The organism is Bifidobacterium lemurum (assembly GCF_014898175.1).
Classification (GTDB): Bacteria; Actinomycetota; Actinomycetes; order Actinomycetales; family Bifidobacteriaceae; genus Bifidobacterium; species Bifidobacterium lemurum.
This window is the reverse complement of sequence record NZ_CP062948.1, coordinates 1,952,397-1,967,131: the sequence shown is the minus strand read 5'-3', so window position 1 is coordinate 1,967,131 and position 14,735 is coordinate 1,952,397. Positions and strand designations below refer to the sequence as shown.

Here is a 14,735-nt window from a genome sequence, read left to right as displayed (position 1 = left end):
CTCCTTACTGCAGCGCGGGGATGTCCACTCCGGCGGCGATCAGCAGTTCGCGCAGCTTCACCGGGTCCTGGAAACGCACGCCGCGGATGCCGGCCTCGTTCGCGCCCACGATGTTCATCGCCTTGTCGTCGATAAATACGGCCCCTTCGGCCGTGATGCCGAACTCCTGCAGGGCGCGCTCGTAGATATCCTTATGCGGCTTGCGCATGCCGACGAAGCCGGAGACGATTTTGCCGTCGAGTTCACGCAGGATGTCGCACTGCTCCTCGGCCTCGGCGAACAGCTCCTTATCCCAGTTGCTCAGGCCCCATACACGCACACCGGCGGCCTTCAGATCGTTGACGAGCACGCGCGCGCCCGGCACGATGCCGGTCAGGGAGTCGAGAAAGTTCGCGATGTAGTATTCGAGGATGTCGGCCCACTTGTCGCCATGCGTACGGCGCATCCAGTCGACGCTCTCGGCAATAGTCGCGCCGCCATCCATCATGTCGCAGCTGTCGTAGAAGCCGGAGATGTCATTGTCGAGGAACTGGTCGATGGTCTTCTGGCGGTAGCGGGGCACCAGCACGGCCGCCGGATCCCAGTAGATCAGCACGTTGCCGAAGTCGAAGATCACGTCGGTGACGGGCTTGCCGGCATTCGCCGCGGCCTCGCCCTGCGCCACCATCACGTCATAGTCCATGTCCGGCTCGCCGGGCCATCCCTTCATGGTTGCCTCCTCAAAAGTCACGGGAATCATCCGTCACCATCGTCCCATGCCAAGGGGACGATTCGAAGGCATGATTCAGATCAGATCCTTGGGGTCAATCTGGAAGCGCAATTCGCCGGGCTTGCGGGCGGCCACATGGCGGGCGACCTGCATATGCAGTCGTCGGGCGAGTTCCCCGCGGCGCGACCGCGGCACCAGCACCACCGCCTTGACGCGGTCGGCGGTGACCTCCAACTCGCGCGCGTCCACCGTGCGCGGCGGAGGAATCGGCACCGGACCAAGCACGGCCGGCAATTCCCTGCCGTCGGGGGCGGGGCATACGGCCATATCGCCGCCGTCCATCGCGCCGATGCTGAGCAGCAGCGAACGCACCGCATCGCGCTGCCCCCACACGCAGGCGGCGGCGACCACGGGCGGCAGTCCGATCTCGCCACGCTCCTCAACGTCTTTGGCGGCGAGCAGCGCGGAATTCCACATCATCATCGACTGCGCGATGGCGGGATCCGTCTCGCCGAGGATCAGCACCTGGCCGCCGCGCGAACGTGGCGCGCACATGGCGGCCACGCGCATCCACGCGGTCAACGTGTCCACGCGCGCGTCCATGCCGGGCGAATACAGGCTGGTCCACGCGTCGAGGATCGCGACCGCGCTGTACTCGTGCCCGGCCGCTCCCTGCTCGTCGGTGACGGGGTTCACGCGTGGTTCGGCGCCGGGCGTGGCGATCACGATCATCCGTTGCGCGGTGATCTCGTGGATCACGCCTTTGGGCTGGCTGGGGCTGGAGAGCAGCATCGGCACGCCGCGGAACAGTTTGCGCAGCTCGTCCGCGGTGCCGGCCGCGCCCACGCGCACCACGCGCAGGCGTTCGCCCTTGCATCCCGGGCAGACCCAGTTCACCGCCGCCGCGCCGCACCAACGGCATCGGGGGGTGCGGTTGCCGGCCACCGTCGCCAGCGGCCCGGAACAGCGACGGCATCGCGCCTGACGATGGCATGCGGCGCAGCTCAACGCCTCGCTCACGCCGTCGGAGGGGATGGAGAACAGCACGGGGCCACTGTCGAGCGCCTGCCGGATGTTGTTCACGGCGGTGTGCGGCACGCGCGCGCCGATGGAGGGGTCCGCCAGTCGGGCCAGTTCGTCGCGGTTGAGCCAGCGCACCCAAGGCATGCGTTCCCGGGTGACCGTGGGCAGCGCGTGGATCGCCGTGGCCGGGCCGCCGGTGGCGGTGGCCGCGCCGATGCCTTCGACCTCCGCGTGGCTGATGGGGCTGCGCGCGTTGGCGATGGCGACGAACACGCCGCCGTGGCGTTCGGCGCGCAGACGCAGCACGCCGCGAGCTTGGGCGTACGGCATCATGCCGTCGGCCTGCTGGTAGGCGACGTCGTCGACGATGGCGAACAGGGCGGGGCCGTCGACCGGCGCGTACATGGCGGCGCGCGTGCCGATCACGCAGCGCACCTGTCCGATGGCGGTGGCGAAGTAGGCGCGGTATCGGTCGGCGGGGGCGGTGGACGCGGTCAGCACCGCCACGTCGCCACGCCACGCGCCCATACCTGACGGGTTGGCGCCCTGCGGGGCATCAGCAGCGGGACCGAAGGGACGCAAGCCGAGTTCCCGCAGGGCGAGCATCACATCGCCCACCTCGCGCATGGTGGGCAGCACCACCACCGCGCCATGCCCGGCCAGATACGACTGGGCGATCATCCAGGCGACGCAGCGCGCCTGCTCCCCCACGCCGGGCAGCGAATCGAATACGAATGGACGGAAACCCGTTCCCGCAAGCGCGTCGCGCAACATGTTCCACTGGCCGTATGAGGCCTCCAGCATCTCGCCGCGGCGTTCCACGGCCTGGGACAGAATCGGGGAAGGCTTGCGATTGAAGGACGCGGCCAGACGCTGTTCGCGTTCGATTTTGACCACGCGCGGCGGCACCGCCAACCGCAGGATATTGGCCCGTGTGCCGCCGTACGCTTCGGCGATGGCGGTGATGTCGTCACGCATCGAGGCGGGCACCAGCACGTCGCCGCCGAGCACGCGTTCGAGATAGCGCAGGGAGGATCTCGGCGTGTCGCTGTCGTCGCTCCTGCCCCAGATCACGCCGTTGACGCGCTGGCCGCCGAAACGCACGCGTACCAACGCGCCGGGCACGGCCACGTCCGCGTCCTTCTCGTCGATGAGATAGTCGAAGGTCTGGCCCAGATGCATGGCCTGCACGTCGAGCACCACATGGGCAACGGGGTCGTGCGCCGCCGGCGTGTGCTCCGCGGGCGCGCGGCGGCGGCGCTTGCGCGGGGCCAGCCCGTCAAGCGCCAACTGCTCGGCGTCGCTCATACTCATGCCCTCCACTGTAACGCGTTGCCGGAAGCGCGGCCGTCAACGCATGGCATAGGCCGGCTCGTTGCAGGGACGCCGCAAGGCATATCTAGCGGATTATGCCCCATCGAACGCCTTCTCGTGCTATGCCACCGCACAACCCACGCGGAATCATGGCCCCATTGCGTTGGGACGAAGAAATCAACCCCACCCGAGATGCTCGGATGGGGCGATGCCACGGTGCTCCGGTGGGGTTACTCCACTAGCGCACTGCGGCTTTGAGCTCCTCGACCTTGTTGACGCGCTCCCACGGGAATTCCACGTCGGTGCGGCCGAAGTGGCCGTAGGCGGCGGTGCGCTCGTAAATCGGGCGCTTCAGGTCGAGCTCGTCGATGATCGCGGCGGGGCGCAGGTCGAACACTTGACGCACGGCGGCGGCGATCTGGTCGCGGCTCACGTCGATCTCGGTGCCGAAGGTCTCCACGTTCACGCTCACCGGGTCGGCCACGCCGATCGCGTAGGCGACCTGCACCTCGACGCGATGCGCAAGCCCGGCCGCCACGATGTTCTTCGCCACCCAACGGGTCGCATAGGCGGCGGAACGGTCCACCTTGCTCGGATCCTTGCCGGAGAACGCGCCGCCGCCGTGGTGCGCGGCACCGCCATACGTGTCGACGATGATCTTGCGGCCGGTCAGTCCCGCGTCGGCGGCCGGCCCGCCCAGCACGAAGGAGCCGGTGGGGTTCACCAGCTGGCGGTAGGAGCCGTGTTCCACGCCGGTACCCAACGCCTCGTCGAGCACCGGATCGATCACATGCGCCTTGAGTTGGGTCTCCAGCCATTCATGGGTGGCTTCGGGGTCATGCTGGGTGGAGATGAGTACCGTGTCCACACGGCGGGGCGTGTTGTTCTCGTCGTATTCGATGGTGACCTGCGTTTTGCCGTCGGGGCGCAGATGCGGCACCGTGCCGTCATGACGCACCTGGGCCAGACGATAGGACAGTTTATGCGCCAGATAGATCGGCAGCGGCATCAACGTATCGGTCTCGTCGGTCGCGTAGCCGAACATCACACCCTGGTCGCCGGCACCCTGCGCCTCGTAACGCTCCTCGCGAGAGGCGGCGGATTCACGCTCGCCGCTCAGACGGGCCACGCCTTGGTTGATTTCGGCGCTCTGCTCGCTGATGGCCACAAGCACGCCGCAGGAGTCCGCGTCCAAGCCGATGGCGGAGCTGGTGTAGCCGATGCGGCGCAGCACTTCGCGCACCTTGGCCTGCACGTCCACATAGCCTTCGGAGGTCACCTCGCCGAAGATGAGAAAGGTGCCGGTCGCGGCGGAGGTCTCCACCGCGACGTGGGATTGCGGATCCTGTCGCAGCAGGTCGTCGAGGATCGCGTCGGAGATCTGGTCGCAGACCTTGTCGGGGTGGCCTTCGGTCACCGATTCGGCGCTGATCAATCGTGGTTCGCTCATTGTGGGTCCTTATGTCTCGGATAGTTGGCGATGCTCTCGGATGGTAATGCCGGCGCGGGGTGGTTTGACAGTTCGGTTTGACCGTTTGGGTGGCTTGTCGTACAGGCGATTGACGGTTCGGATGGCGATCGTCCGGGCGGGTGCCCGGCTGGCCGACACCCGCTCAACCTGGCATCCGACCACCTGACTATCCGTCCGATCGGTCGGTTAAGCGTCTCTGGCACCATGCAAAAGGCTCGCGCCAGCCTTGGATGGTTGGCGCGAGCCTTCAGGTTTGTTCGCTCCAGATTCCACGTCTCGTTGCACCTGATATCGGGCCGGTCGACAATGGCGCATGCCGGCCGATGTTACCGGTTGTTCCGATAGCCGGCTATCAGGCGGAGACGACGGGCGTCAGTTGCCTTCGGACAGATCGTCCTCGCCGAGGGTCTCCTCCAGCAGGCCTTCGTCGATTTCGCGGAACGCGATGGACAGCGGCTTCTCCTGGTTCTGGTATTCGACCAGCGGGCCGACGTTCTGCAGCAGGCCTTCGTTGAGCTGGGTGAAGTAGGAGTTGATCTGGCGGGCGCGCTTCGCGGCGAAAATCGCCAGCGCGTACTTGGAGTCGGCATGCTCCATAAGATCGTCGATGGGCGGGTTCGCAAGTCCGGTGGGGGTAGGCGCGGTGCCAAAAGCCATGGTGTTATTCTCCAAACAATAGGGAATCCATCTAATCCGAAGCAAGTATAGACGCGAGGGCCGACGCCTCGCAATATACGGCCGTCCCGCCATACGAATCGCGGGGAGGATTCGTGTCCCGCTGAAGCGATTGAATAGAGGGTATGGAAATGCGATCTGCAAAAATCATGAATGGCCGCGTATTCGCGGGCGCCCGCTCCCTCTACCGCGCCGCCGGCGTCGACGGCAAGGACTTCGGCAAGCCGATCATCGCCATTGCCAACTCCTTCGACGAGTTCCTTCCCGGACATGTGCATCTGAACAAGGTGGGCCGCCTGGTCGCCGAGGCCGTCAAGGCCGCCGGCGGCATCCCGCGCGAGTTCAACACCATGGCCGTGGACGACGGCATCGCCATGGGCCACACCGGCATGCTGTACTCGCTGCCCAGCCGCGACATCATCGCCGACACCGTCGAATACCAGGTGAACGCGCACTGCGCCGACGCGCTTATCTGCATCCCGAACTGCGATAAGGTCGTGCCGGGCATGCTGATGGCCGCGCTGCGCCTGAACATCCCCACCGTGTTCGTCTCCGGAGGCCCGATGGAGGCCGGCACCACGGTGCTTTCCGACGGCACGGTCAAGAAGAACACCGATCTGATCGACGTGATGTACGCCACCGCCGACGATTCCATCTCCGACGAGGATCTGCTCGCCTATGAGAAGAGCGTGTGCCCGACCTGCGGCTCCTGCGCCGGCATGTTCACCGCGAATTCGATGAACTGCCTGACCGAGGCGATCGGTCTGGCGCTGCCGGGCAACGGCACGATCCTCGCCTCGCACGCCTATCGCAAGCGCTTGTTCGAGGACGCGGCCAAGCAGGTGGTCGATATCGCCAACCGCTACTATCACGAGGACGACGAGTCGGTGCTGCCGCGTTCCATCGCCACCAAGGAGGCGTTCGAGAACGCGATGACCATGGACGTGGCCATGGGCGGCTCCTCCAACACCGTGCTGCACATCCTTGCGATGGCGCAGTCCGCCGATGTGGATTTCACGCTCGACGACATCGAACGCATCTCGCACACCGTGCCCTGCATCTGCAAGGCCAGCCCCTCCGGCCAGTGGGAAATCTCCGACGTGCACCGCGCCGGCGGCATCACCGGCATTCTCGGAGAGCTCGACCGCGCCGGCAAGTTGCACCGCAACGTCAGCTCGATCGACTACCCGACCTTGGAGGCGAAGCTCGCCGACTGGGACATCATGCGCGACACCTGCACCGACAAGGCCAAGGACCTCTACCGCGCCGCGCCGGGCCATATCATCTCCCCCGATCCGTGGACGCACGAGACCCTGTTCGACGAGCTGGACTACGACCGCGAGAACGGCGCCATCCACGACATCGAGCATCCGGCCGTCACCGAGGGCGGTCTGGCCGTGCTGCGCGGCAACCTCGCCCCCGACGGCTGCGTGGTGAAAACCGCCGGCGTGCCCAAGGAGATCTGGACGTTCCGCGGGCCGGCGCTGGTCGTCGAATCGCAGGAGCAGGCCATCGAAGTCATTCTCAACGACACCCTGAAGCCCGGCATGGCGCTGATCATCCGCTACGAGGGTCCCAAGGGCGGCCCGGGCATGCAGGAGATGCTGTACCCGACCTCCTTCGTCAAGGGCAAGGGCATCGGCAAGGAGGTGGCCCTGCTCACCGACGGCCGCTACTCCGGCGGTTCCTCCGGCCTATCCATCGGCCATATCGCCCCCGAAGCCGCAAACAAGGGCCCGATCGCGCTGGTGCGCAACGGCGACATCATCAACATCGACATTCCGAACCGCAAGGTGGATGTGGAGTTGAGCGATGAGGAGCTCGCCCAGCGTCGCGCCGAACTGGAGGCCGGCGACGGATACCGCGCGCATCGCGACCGTCAGGTGAGCCAGGCGCTTAAGGCCTACGCGGCCTTCGCCCGCTCCGCCGACAAGGGCGCCACCCGCGACCCCGAACTGATCAACCGTCTCTCGGGCCTCGCATAAGCTGGTACAATGAGATTCGTCCTTCCAAGTCTGGTATAGGTCTGACACAGATCTGACATAGGCCTGCATGGATCTGATATAGATCTGGCATAGGTCTGGATATAGGCTTGGGCATAGGTCTGGGTATAGGCCTGACATAGGTCTGAATATAGGCCTGGACGTATAGGAGAGCCTCGCCATCGCGCGAGGCTCTTCTGCTATCTCCGCGGACGAACCTGCGCCGTAACAACAAACGCATAGACTGATGCGAAACCTATAGAGGTTGCAACAATCCCGTCTGAAAAGAGGTGAGCTTCCATTGCGGTCTGTGCGACAGTCGAAACGGCCCCTGCCAGTTGTGGGCGTGGTTCCATTGTGGGATGACCGGTTGGACAGCCTATGGATGCTGCCCGGATATTTTGACGGCGTTATCGAGGCGGGCGGCACTCCGGTGATGCTGCCGTTGACCGACGACGGCGAACGCGTCGAACAGCTGGCGGATATGTGTGATGCGATTCTGTTCACCGGAGGCCATGACGTCGATCCCGCCCTGTACGGCGAAACTCCGGGGCCGCATACCACGGAGCTGTGTCCCGCCCGCGACCGCATGGAAACGCTGCTGCTGCATGCGACGCTCGAGCGGGACAAGCCGGTGCTGGGCATCTGCCGCGGCATCCAATTCCTCAACGCCGCTTTAGGCGGTACGCTGTGGCAGGATCTGCCCTCCGAACGCTCCTGCGAAATCGAACATCACGGCAAACCGCCTTATGACCGCCCCGTGCACACGGTGCGGGTCGTTCCGGAATCCCCCTTGGCCAGCGTTCTTTGGAAGGAACGGGATTCCGAACGGCAACAGGACGGGCAGAACCAGTGCGGTCCGTTCGATGAATTCCATCCGGCGCCTTACACCTTGGCCGTGAACAGCTACCACCACCAGGGCATCGACAGGCTCGCGCCGTCGCTCGTCGCCATGGCCCACGCTCCGGACGGACTCGTCGAAGCGGTGTACATGCCGGGGAAGCGATTCGTTTGGGCGGTCCAATGGCATCCGGAGTTCTCACATCGGGTCGACGCCAACGCCCGCGCGATCTTCTCCGCGTTCGTCGCAAGCTGCTGACCCGCGTACGTCACCTGCTTGTGCGACGCCCATTCGTGGTGCGCTACCTCGTGGTGCGACGCCTATTCGTGCGGTTATTCGCGCGGAATGCCGTATTCGTCGGCGATGACGTTCCATAAATCGGCGGCGGCCTTATCGACGGTCTCGTTGACGATGACGATGTCGAATTCCGGTTCGGCGGCGAGCTCCACCTTGGCGGTCTCCAAACGCTTGGCCTGCTGCTCCGGCGTTTCGGTGCCGCGTCCGATCAGACGACGCTTGAGCTCCTCGAAACTCGGCGGAGCGATGAACACGGTCACCACATCCAATCCAAGTTCGGCGGCACGTTCGCGCACACGTCGCGCGCCTTGCAGGTCGATTTCCAGAATCGTGGGCACGCCGGAGGCCAGATGCTCCTCGACGGGGCCCAGCGGAGTGCCGTAATGCGCCATGCCATGCACCACCGCGGTTTCCAGAAACTCCCCGGCCGCCTCTTTGTCCACGAATTCGGACTCGGTCATGAAATGGTAGTTCACGCCGTCCACCTCGCCGGGACGCGGATCGCGCGTGGTCGCGGACACCGACATCCAAATCTCAGGATGATCCTCGCGCAGTTTCGCCTCGACCGTGCCCTTGCCCACCGCGGTGGGACCGGACAGCACGATCAGACGGCCGCCCGTGCGACGCGACCCAGTGGTGGGAGAAAAACCTTCGGCGTCGAGAACTGGCTGGTTGTCGTTAGGCATGAATGGCATATCTCCTTGAGCGTCAAACGCGTTCAGTCGGCAAGATCGTCGGCTGAGGATCCCGAGGAACGGCCGTCGGCGGCCCCTTTATCGGAAAGGCCGGAAGAACCGGAACCGGAAGCGGAATCGGAAGAACCGGAAACGGCGGCGGAATCGGCGGAAGCGGAGGCGGAGGCATCAGCCTCGTCATCGTCGTCTCCATCCATGGCCTCCATCAGCGCCTGCCGCACGTCGAGCGCGATCGCTTCGGTGGCGGCGGCGAGGTCGGCGATGTCGGGCCCCTGCGAGGCGATTGACCGCGAAACGGTGACCAGCACATTGCCGCGGGTGCCTTTGAACACGGTTTTCAGATCCTCGGCCTCGGCACCCTGCCACCCGAATCCGGGGGAAAGGATGGGACCGGTGAACTTCGCCGGATCGATGCCGGTCTCCTTGATCCACTTGCCGATGGTCGCGCCCACGATCAGGCCGACCGAGCCCATGCCCTCAATGCCGACGTTATGCTTCTGCGCGGTGCTGGCGATGCCGAACGCCACCGTCTTGCCGTTGTATTCGCCACGCTGGCGGATCGCGCTTTGCAGGCTGCGCCCCTCCTCGTTCGAGGTCAGGGAGGCGATGAACACGCCGCGGCCGTTGTCGAGCGCGTCGTCGATCAGATTGGCCAGCGAACGCGCGCCGTAATACGGCAGCAGGGTGATCGCGTCGGCCAGCAGCGGCGCGCCCGGCTTGAAATAGGCGTCGGCGATGGCGGAGATGGTGGTGGACAGGCCGCCGTGCAGGCAGTCCACGATGGTGATCATGCCCATCTGGCGGGCCGCGTACAGCACCCGTTCGAGCGCGGCGAAGCCTTTGGCGCCGTAACGCTCGAACATGGGCATCTGGAATTTGACGGCGGCGGCGCGTCCGTTCGCGGCTTGCAGCATACGCATCGCGAACATCTCCGCGCCGTCGGCGTCGACGTTGTAGCCCCAATCGGTGAGAAGCTTCCTATGCGGGTCGATGCCGACGCATAGCGGCCCGTATTTGGCCATGGAATTGCTCAGGCGCAGTCCGAAATCGGAACGCAGCGCCCGGATCTCCTCACTGGTTGGTGCCGTGGTCATGTCAGTCTCCCTGCTCTTCCAATGCGAACAGCTGCTTCGAGTGTTCCTGAATGCTCATGATCTGATAATCATTATGCTTCACAGCCTCGATGGCCAGCAAGGCCGCTTGGAATTCGGTGAAGGTCGTGAACTGCGGCAGGTCGGCGGCGATGGCGGCCGCGCGGATGGCGTAGCCGTCGGAGCGCGAGCCGCGCGAGTTGGGCGTGTTGATGATCATGTCGATCTTGCCCTCCTCGATCAGCTCGACCACGTTCTTGCCGCTGGAGCCCTCGGCGCGTTCCACCTTCACCGGCGCTTCGGGATCGGAATCGATGCGCGTGGTGATCTTGTCGACGATATTCGACTCGATGCCGTAACGGCTGAGCACCGAAGCGGTGCCCTCCGTGGCCCACAGCGTGAAGCCAAGCTCGATCATGCGCACGGCCACCAACGGCAGCTGACGCTTGTCGGTGTCGTTCACGGAGACGAACACGTTGCCGCTGGTCGGCAGGCCACCGTCATAGGCGGCCAGCTGGCTTTTGGCGAAGGCGTGCGGGAAGTCGCGGTCGAAGCCCATCACCTCGCCGGTGGAGCGCATCTCGGGGCCGAGCAGCACGTCGACCGTCTTGCCCACAGGCGTGCGGAAACGCTTGAACGGCAGCACGGATTCCTTGACGGCCACCTGCTGGCCGCGGTGCATCACACCGCCGTCGCCCTTGGGCAGCAGCAGTCCGTTGGCGCGCTGGTCGGCGATGGTCTCCCCCGCCATGATGCGCGCGGCGGCCTTGGCCAACGCCACGCCGGTGGCCTTGGAGGCGAACGGCACGGTACGCGAGGCGCGCGGGTTGGCTTCGATCACATACAGCGTGTTGGCCATGAAGGCGTACTGCACGTTGATCAGGCCCTGCACGTTGCAGCCCTTGGCGATGGCGTAGGTGCCTTCGCGCAGACGGCGGATCTGGTCGTCGGACAGCGTGGAGGGCGGCAGGGTGCAGGCCGCGTCGCCGGAATGCACGCCGGCCTCCTCGACATGCTCCATAATGCCGCCGATGTACAGCTCCTCGCCGTCGAACAGCGCGTCCACGTCGATTTCGATGGCGTCCTGCAGGAACTTGTCGATCAGCAGCGGCGAGGGCAGACGGCCGGAGACGACCGTGTCGGCCTGGGCCTCGTTGAGCGCGCGCTCCACGTACTTCTCCAGCTGGGCGTCGTCGTAGACGATCTCCATGCCGCGGCCACCGAGCACGTAGCTGGGGCGCACGAGCACCGGATATCCGATGTTGTGGGCGGCGGTCTGCGCCTCCTCGAGGCTGAGCGCGGTGCCGTAGCGCGGCGCGTTCATCTTCGCCTTCTTGAGCACCTCGCCGAACAGCTCGCGGTTCTCGGCCAGGTCGATGGCCTCCGGAGTGGTGCCGAGAATCGGCACGCCCGCGGCCTTCAGGCGCGCGGCGAGCGACAACGGGGTCTGGCCGCCGAGCTGCACGATCACGCCCTTGACCGGGCCCATCTTCTTCTCGGCCTCGTAGATCTCGAGCACATCCTCGAAGGTGAGCGGCTCGAAGTAGAGGCGGTCGGAGATGTCGTAGTCGGTGGAGACGGTCTCGGGGTTGCAGTTGACCATGATCGTGTCATAGTCCTTGCCGAGTTCCTGCACCGCATGCACGCAGGTGTAGTCGAACTCGATGCCCTGGCCGATGCGGTTCGGGCCGGAGCCGAGGATGATCACGGCCTCGCGCTCGCGCTGCTTGAGCTCGGTCTCGTCCGCGTAGCAGGAGTAGTAGTACGGCGTTGCCGCGTCGAATTCGGCGGCGCAGGTGTCGACCGTTTTGTACACGGGACGCAGGCCGTAGTTCCAGCGCAGTTCGCGCACGGTGTTCTCGCCCTCGTCTCCCAGGCCGCGCAGATGCGCGATCTGCAGGTCGGACAGGCCGGCGAGCTTGGCCTTCTTCAGCAGGCGCGCGTCCAGGGTTTCGGAGGCGCGCACGGCGAGCGCCATATCGTTGATCAGCGTAAGCTGCTTCAAGAACCACGGGTCGATCTTGGTGGCGGCGAACAGCTGCTCGATGGTGGCGCCGCCCCAGATGGCGCGCATCAGGTCGAGATAGCGGTTCTCGTTCGGCACCTTGATCGCCTCGAGCAGGGCGTCGACCTCGGCCTGGGTGGGCTTCTCGCCGTCCCAGTTGAATCCCATATGGCGCTTGTCGATGGAGCGCATAGCCTTGCCGAGCGACTCCTGGAAGTTGCCGGCCAGGGCCATGGCCTCGCCCACGGACTTCATGGAAGTGGTCAGGGTGGGGTCGGCGCCGGGGAACTTCTCGAAGGCGAAGCGCGGCACCTTGGTGACCACGTAGTCGATGGTCGGCTCGAAGGAGGCCGGGGTGGACTGGGTGATGTCGTTGCGGATCTCGTCGAGCGTGTAGCCGAGAGCCAGCTTGGTGGCGATCTTCGCGATCGGGAAGCCGGTGGCCTTGGACGCCAGCGCGGAGGAGCGGCTCACGCGCGGGTTCATCTCGATGACGATGATGCGGCCGGTGTCCGGGTGGATGGCGAACTGGATGTTGCAGCCGCCGGTGTCCACGCCCACGCCGCGGATGATGGCGATGCCGATGTCGCGCAGCTTCTGGTATTCGCGGTCGGTCAGGGTGAAGCAGGGGGCCACGGTGATCGAATCGCCGGTGTGCACGCCGACCGGGTCGACGTTCTCGATCGGGCAGACGACCACGACGTTGTCGTTGCGGTCGCGCATCAGCTCGAGCTCGAATTCCTTCCAGCCTTCGATGCCCTCTTCGATCAGCACCTCGTCGGTGGGCGAATAGTGGATGCCGGCGCCGGCGATGCGGTGCAGCTCCTCCTCGTCGTGGGCGATGCCCGAGCCGAGGCCGCCCATGGTGAAGCTCGGACGCACGACCAGCGGATAGCCGAGCTCGTCGGCGATGCGGTCGCATTCCTCGAGCGAGTGGGCGATGAAGGATCGGGCGGATTCGGCGCCGGCCTCGTCCACGACCTTCTTGAACAGCTCGCGGTCCTCGCCGCGGTCGATGGCCTCCAGCGAGGCGCCAATCAGTTCGACGTCGTACTTCTTGAGCACGCCGGCCTCGCCCAGCGCCATGGCGGCGTTGAGCGCGGTCTGGCCGCCCAGGGTGGGCAGCAGCGCGTCAGGGCGTTCCTTGGCGATGATCTGCTCGAGGATGGGCGTGGCGATCGGCTCGATGTAGGTGGCGTCGGCCATCTCCGGATCGGTCATGATGGTGGCCGGGTTGGAGTTGACGAGGATGACGCGAATGCCTTCCTCACGCAACACCCGGCATGCCTGGGTTCCCGAATAGTCGAACTCGGCGGCCTGTCCGATGACGATCGGACCGGAACCGATGACCATCACGGATTTGATGTCGGTGCGCTTCGGCATATCACTTACCTTCCTTGTTGCTCTTCATAAGATCAACGAAACGGTCGAACAGATAGGCGGCATCGTGCGGGCCGGCCGCGGCCTCCGGATGGTACTGCACGGAGAACGCGGGGATGTCCACGCACTGCAGGCCCTCGACCACGTCGTCGTTCAAGTCGATATGGCTGACGAATACCTTGCCGTACTTGCCGTGTTCGTGCGGGGCGGGCACCGGGTCGCCGATCGGGGCGTCGACGGCGAAGCCGTGGTTGTGGGCGGTGACCTCGACCTTGCCGGTGGTCACGTCCTTGACGGGCTGGTTGATGCCGCGGTGGCCGAACTTGAGCTTGTAGGTGCCGAAGCCGAGCGCGCGGCCGAGCAGCTGGTTGCCGAAGCAGATGCCGAAGAACGGGTAGCCGGCGTCGAGCACGCGGCGCAGCAGCTCCACCTCCGGATCGGCCTGCTCGGGATCGCCAGGGCCGTTGGAGAAGAACACGCCGTCGGGATGCAGCTCCTCCAGCTCGTCGAAGGTGATGGTGGACGGCACGACGTGCACGCGGCAGCCGCGTTCGGCCATGCGGTGCGGGGTCATCGCCTTGATGCCCAGATCCACGGCGGCGACGGTGAACAGCGGCTCCTTGCCTTCGAATTCGCCGGCCGGCTCGATGGTGTAGGTCTCGTTGGTGCTGACCTCATCGTACAGGCTCAGCCCCTGCATCTGCGGGGTGGTCTTCACGTCGGCCAGCAGCGCGTCGATGGTTTTGGGCGCGCCAGACTCGTCGAGCAGCGCCTCGCCGGAGTAGATGCCGGCGCGCATCACGCCCGCCGAACGCAGGTGGCGCACGAGCTTGCGGGTGTCGATATGGCTGATGCCGACGATGCCCTGCGCGACGAGATCGTCGTCGAGGCTGCCGGTGGCGCGCCAGTTGCTCACATTCGGACTGGGATCGCGCACCACATAGCCGGCCACCCAGATGCGGGCGGACTCGGGGTCCTCCTGGTTGATGCCGGTGTCGCCGATATGCGGGAAGGTCTGCACGACAATCTGGCGGTCGTAGCTGGGATCGGTCAACGTCTCCTGATAACCGGTCATACCGGTCGCGAACACGATCTCACCGGTGGTCCTGCCCAACGCGCCATACGGCTCGCCGACATAGACCTGCCCATCCTCCAACACAAGAACTGCATCATCCTGCGAATAATTCGCGTTCTGGCTCACCAAAGCCCCCTTGTCGATTTCGGGTATTCGTACCAAGACTAGCGGCCGGCG

Annotated in this window: 10 protein-coding genes; 2 read left to right on the top strand and 8 right to left on the bottom strand. The window is 65.3% G+C overall.

What is annotated here, in order from left to right; translation table 11 throughout:
- Positions 1-4: 4 nt before the first annotated feature.
- From BL8807_RS07530 to rpoZ, 4 genes are all read right to left on the bottom strand, one after another.
- Positions 5-709: an HAD family hydrolase gene (locus tag BL8807_RS07530; RefSeq protein ID WP_072726453.1), complete on the bottom strand. Its 705-nt coding sequence runs from the start codon at positions 707-709 to the stop codon at positions 5-7.
- 75 nt (positions 710-784) lie between these two features.
- Positions 785-3,046 carry a primosomal protein N' gene (locus tag BL8807_RS07525; RefSeq protein ID WP_072726455.1) on the bottom strand — a complete coding sequence of 754 codons (2,262 nt, stop codon included), beginning with the start codon at positions 3,044-3,046 and terminating at the stop codon, positions 785-787.
- Between the two features lie 238 nt (positions 3,047-3,284).
- Positions 3,285-4,496, bottom strand: a complete 1,212-nt coding sequence (metK, locus tag BL8807_RS07520; protein WP_072726457.1) for a methionine adenosyltransferase — start codon at positions 4,494-4,496, stop codon at positions 3,285-3,287.
- A 393-nt stretch (positions 4,497-4,889) separates the two neighbouring features.
- A complete protein-coding gene (gene rpoZ / locus BL8807_RS07515) occupies positions 4,890-5,174 on the bottom strand; it encodes a DNA-directed RNA polymerase subunit omega (RefSeq protein WP_072726508.1) in 285 nt (94 codons plus the stop codon).
- A 143-nt stretch (positions 5,175-5,317) separates the two neighbouring features.
- On the opposite strand from rpoZ, the gene ilvD reads away from it, so the two are divergent.
- A complete protein-coding gene (gene ilvD / locus BL8807_RS07510; RefSeq protein WP_072726470.1) occupies positions 5,318-7,177 on the top strand; it encodes a dihydroxy-acid dehydratase in 1,860 nt (619 codons plus the stop codon).
- Between the two features lie 298 nt (positions 7,178-7,475).
- Positions 7,476-8,273 carry a gamma-glutamyl-gamma-aminobutyrate hydrolase family protein gene (locus tag BL8807_RS07505; RefSeq protein WP_420835635.1) on the top strand — a complete coding sequence of 266 codons (798 nt, stop codon included), beginning with the start codon at positions 7,476-7,478 and terminating at the stop codon, positions 8,271-8,273.
- A 74-nt stretch (positions 8,274-8,347) separates the two neighbouring features.
- Here the strand turns inward: BL8807_RS07505 and gmk are convergent, their stop codons facing one another.
- From gmk to carA, 4 genes are read right to left on the bottom strand one after another with little or no spacing between them, the layout of a single operon-like run.
- Positions 8,348-8,998, bottom strand: coding sequence for a guanylate kinase (gmk, locus tag BL8807_RS07500; RefSeq protein ID WP_083570256.1), 651 nt, complete (start codon positions 8,996-8,998; stop codon positions 8,348-8,350).
- A 32-nt stretch (positions 8,999-9,030) separates the two neighbouring features.
- Entirely contained in the window at positions 9,031-10,101 is a 1,071-nt protein-coding gene (gene pyrF / locus BL8807_RS07495) for an orotidine-5'-phosphate decarboxylase (protein WP_083570257.1), read from the bottom strand.
- A gap of 1 nt (position 10,102) precedes the next feature.
- Positions 10,103-13,486 carry a carbamoyl-phosphate synthase large subunit gene (gene carB, locus BL8807_RS07490; protein WP_072726474.1) on the bottom strand — a complete coding sequence of 1,128 codons (3,384 nt, stop codon included), beginning with the start codon at positions 13,484-13,486 and terminating at the stop codon, positions 10,103-10,105.
- Position 13,487: 1 nt separating this feature from the next.
- A complete protein-coding gene (gene carA / locus BL8807_RS07485; RefSeq protein ID WP_370737552.1) occupies positions 13,488-14,684 on the bottom strand; it encodes a glutamine-hydrolyzing carbamoyl-phosphate synthase small subunit in 1,197 nt (398 codons plus the stop codon).
- Between the last annotated feature and the right edge of the window lie 51 nt (positions 14,685-14,735).

Excerpts from the sequence above, each read along its gene's own strand:
- ilvD (WP_072726470.1), top strand. The coding sequence starts at position 5,318 with ATGGAAATGCGATCTGCAAAAATCATGAATGGCCGCGTATTCGCGGGC.
- carB (WP_072726474.1), bottom strand. The coding sequence starts at position 13,486 with ATGCCGAAGCGCACCGACATCAAATCCGTGATGGTCATCGGTTCCGGT.
- gmk (WP_083570256.1), bottom strand. The coding sequence starts at position 8,998 with ATGCCTAACGACAACCAGCCAGTTCTCGACGCCGAAGGTTTTTCTCCC.
- metK (WP_072726457.1), bottom strand. The coding sequence starts at position 4,496 with ATGAGCGAACCACGATTGATCAGCGCCGAATCGGTGACCGAAGGCCAC.
- BL8807_RS07525 (WP_072726455.1), bottom strand. The coding sequence starts at position 3,046 with ATGAGTATGAGCGACGCCGAGCAGTTGGCGCTTGACGGGCTGGCCCCG.
- rpoZ (WP_072726508.1), bottom strand. The coding sequence starts at position 5,174 with ATGGCTTTTGGCACCGCGCCTACCCCCACCGGACTTGCGAACCCGCCC.
- pyrF (WP_083570257.1), bottom strand. The coding sequence starts at position 10,101 with ATGACCACGGCACCAACCAGTGAGGAGATCCGGGCGCTGCGTTCCGAT.
- BL8807_RS07530 (WP_072726453.1), bottom strand. The coding sequence starts at position 709 with ATGAAGGGATGGCCCGGCGAGCCGGACATGGACTATGACGTGATGGTG.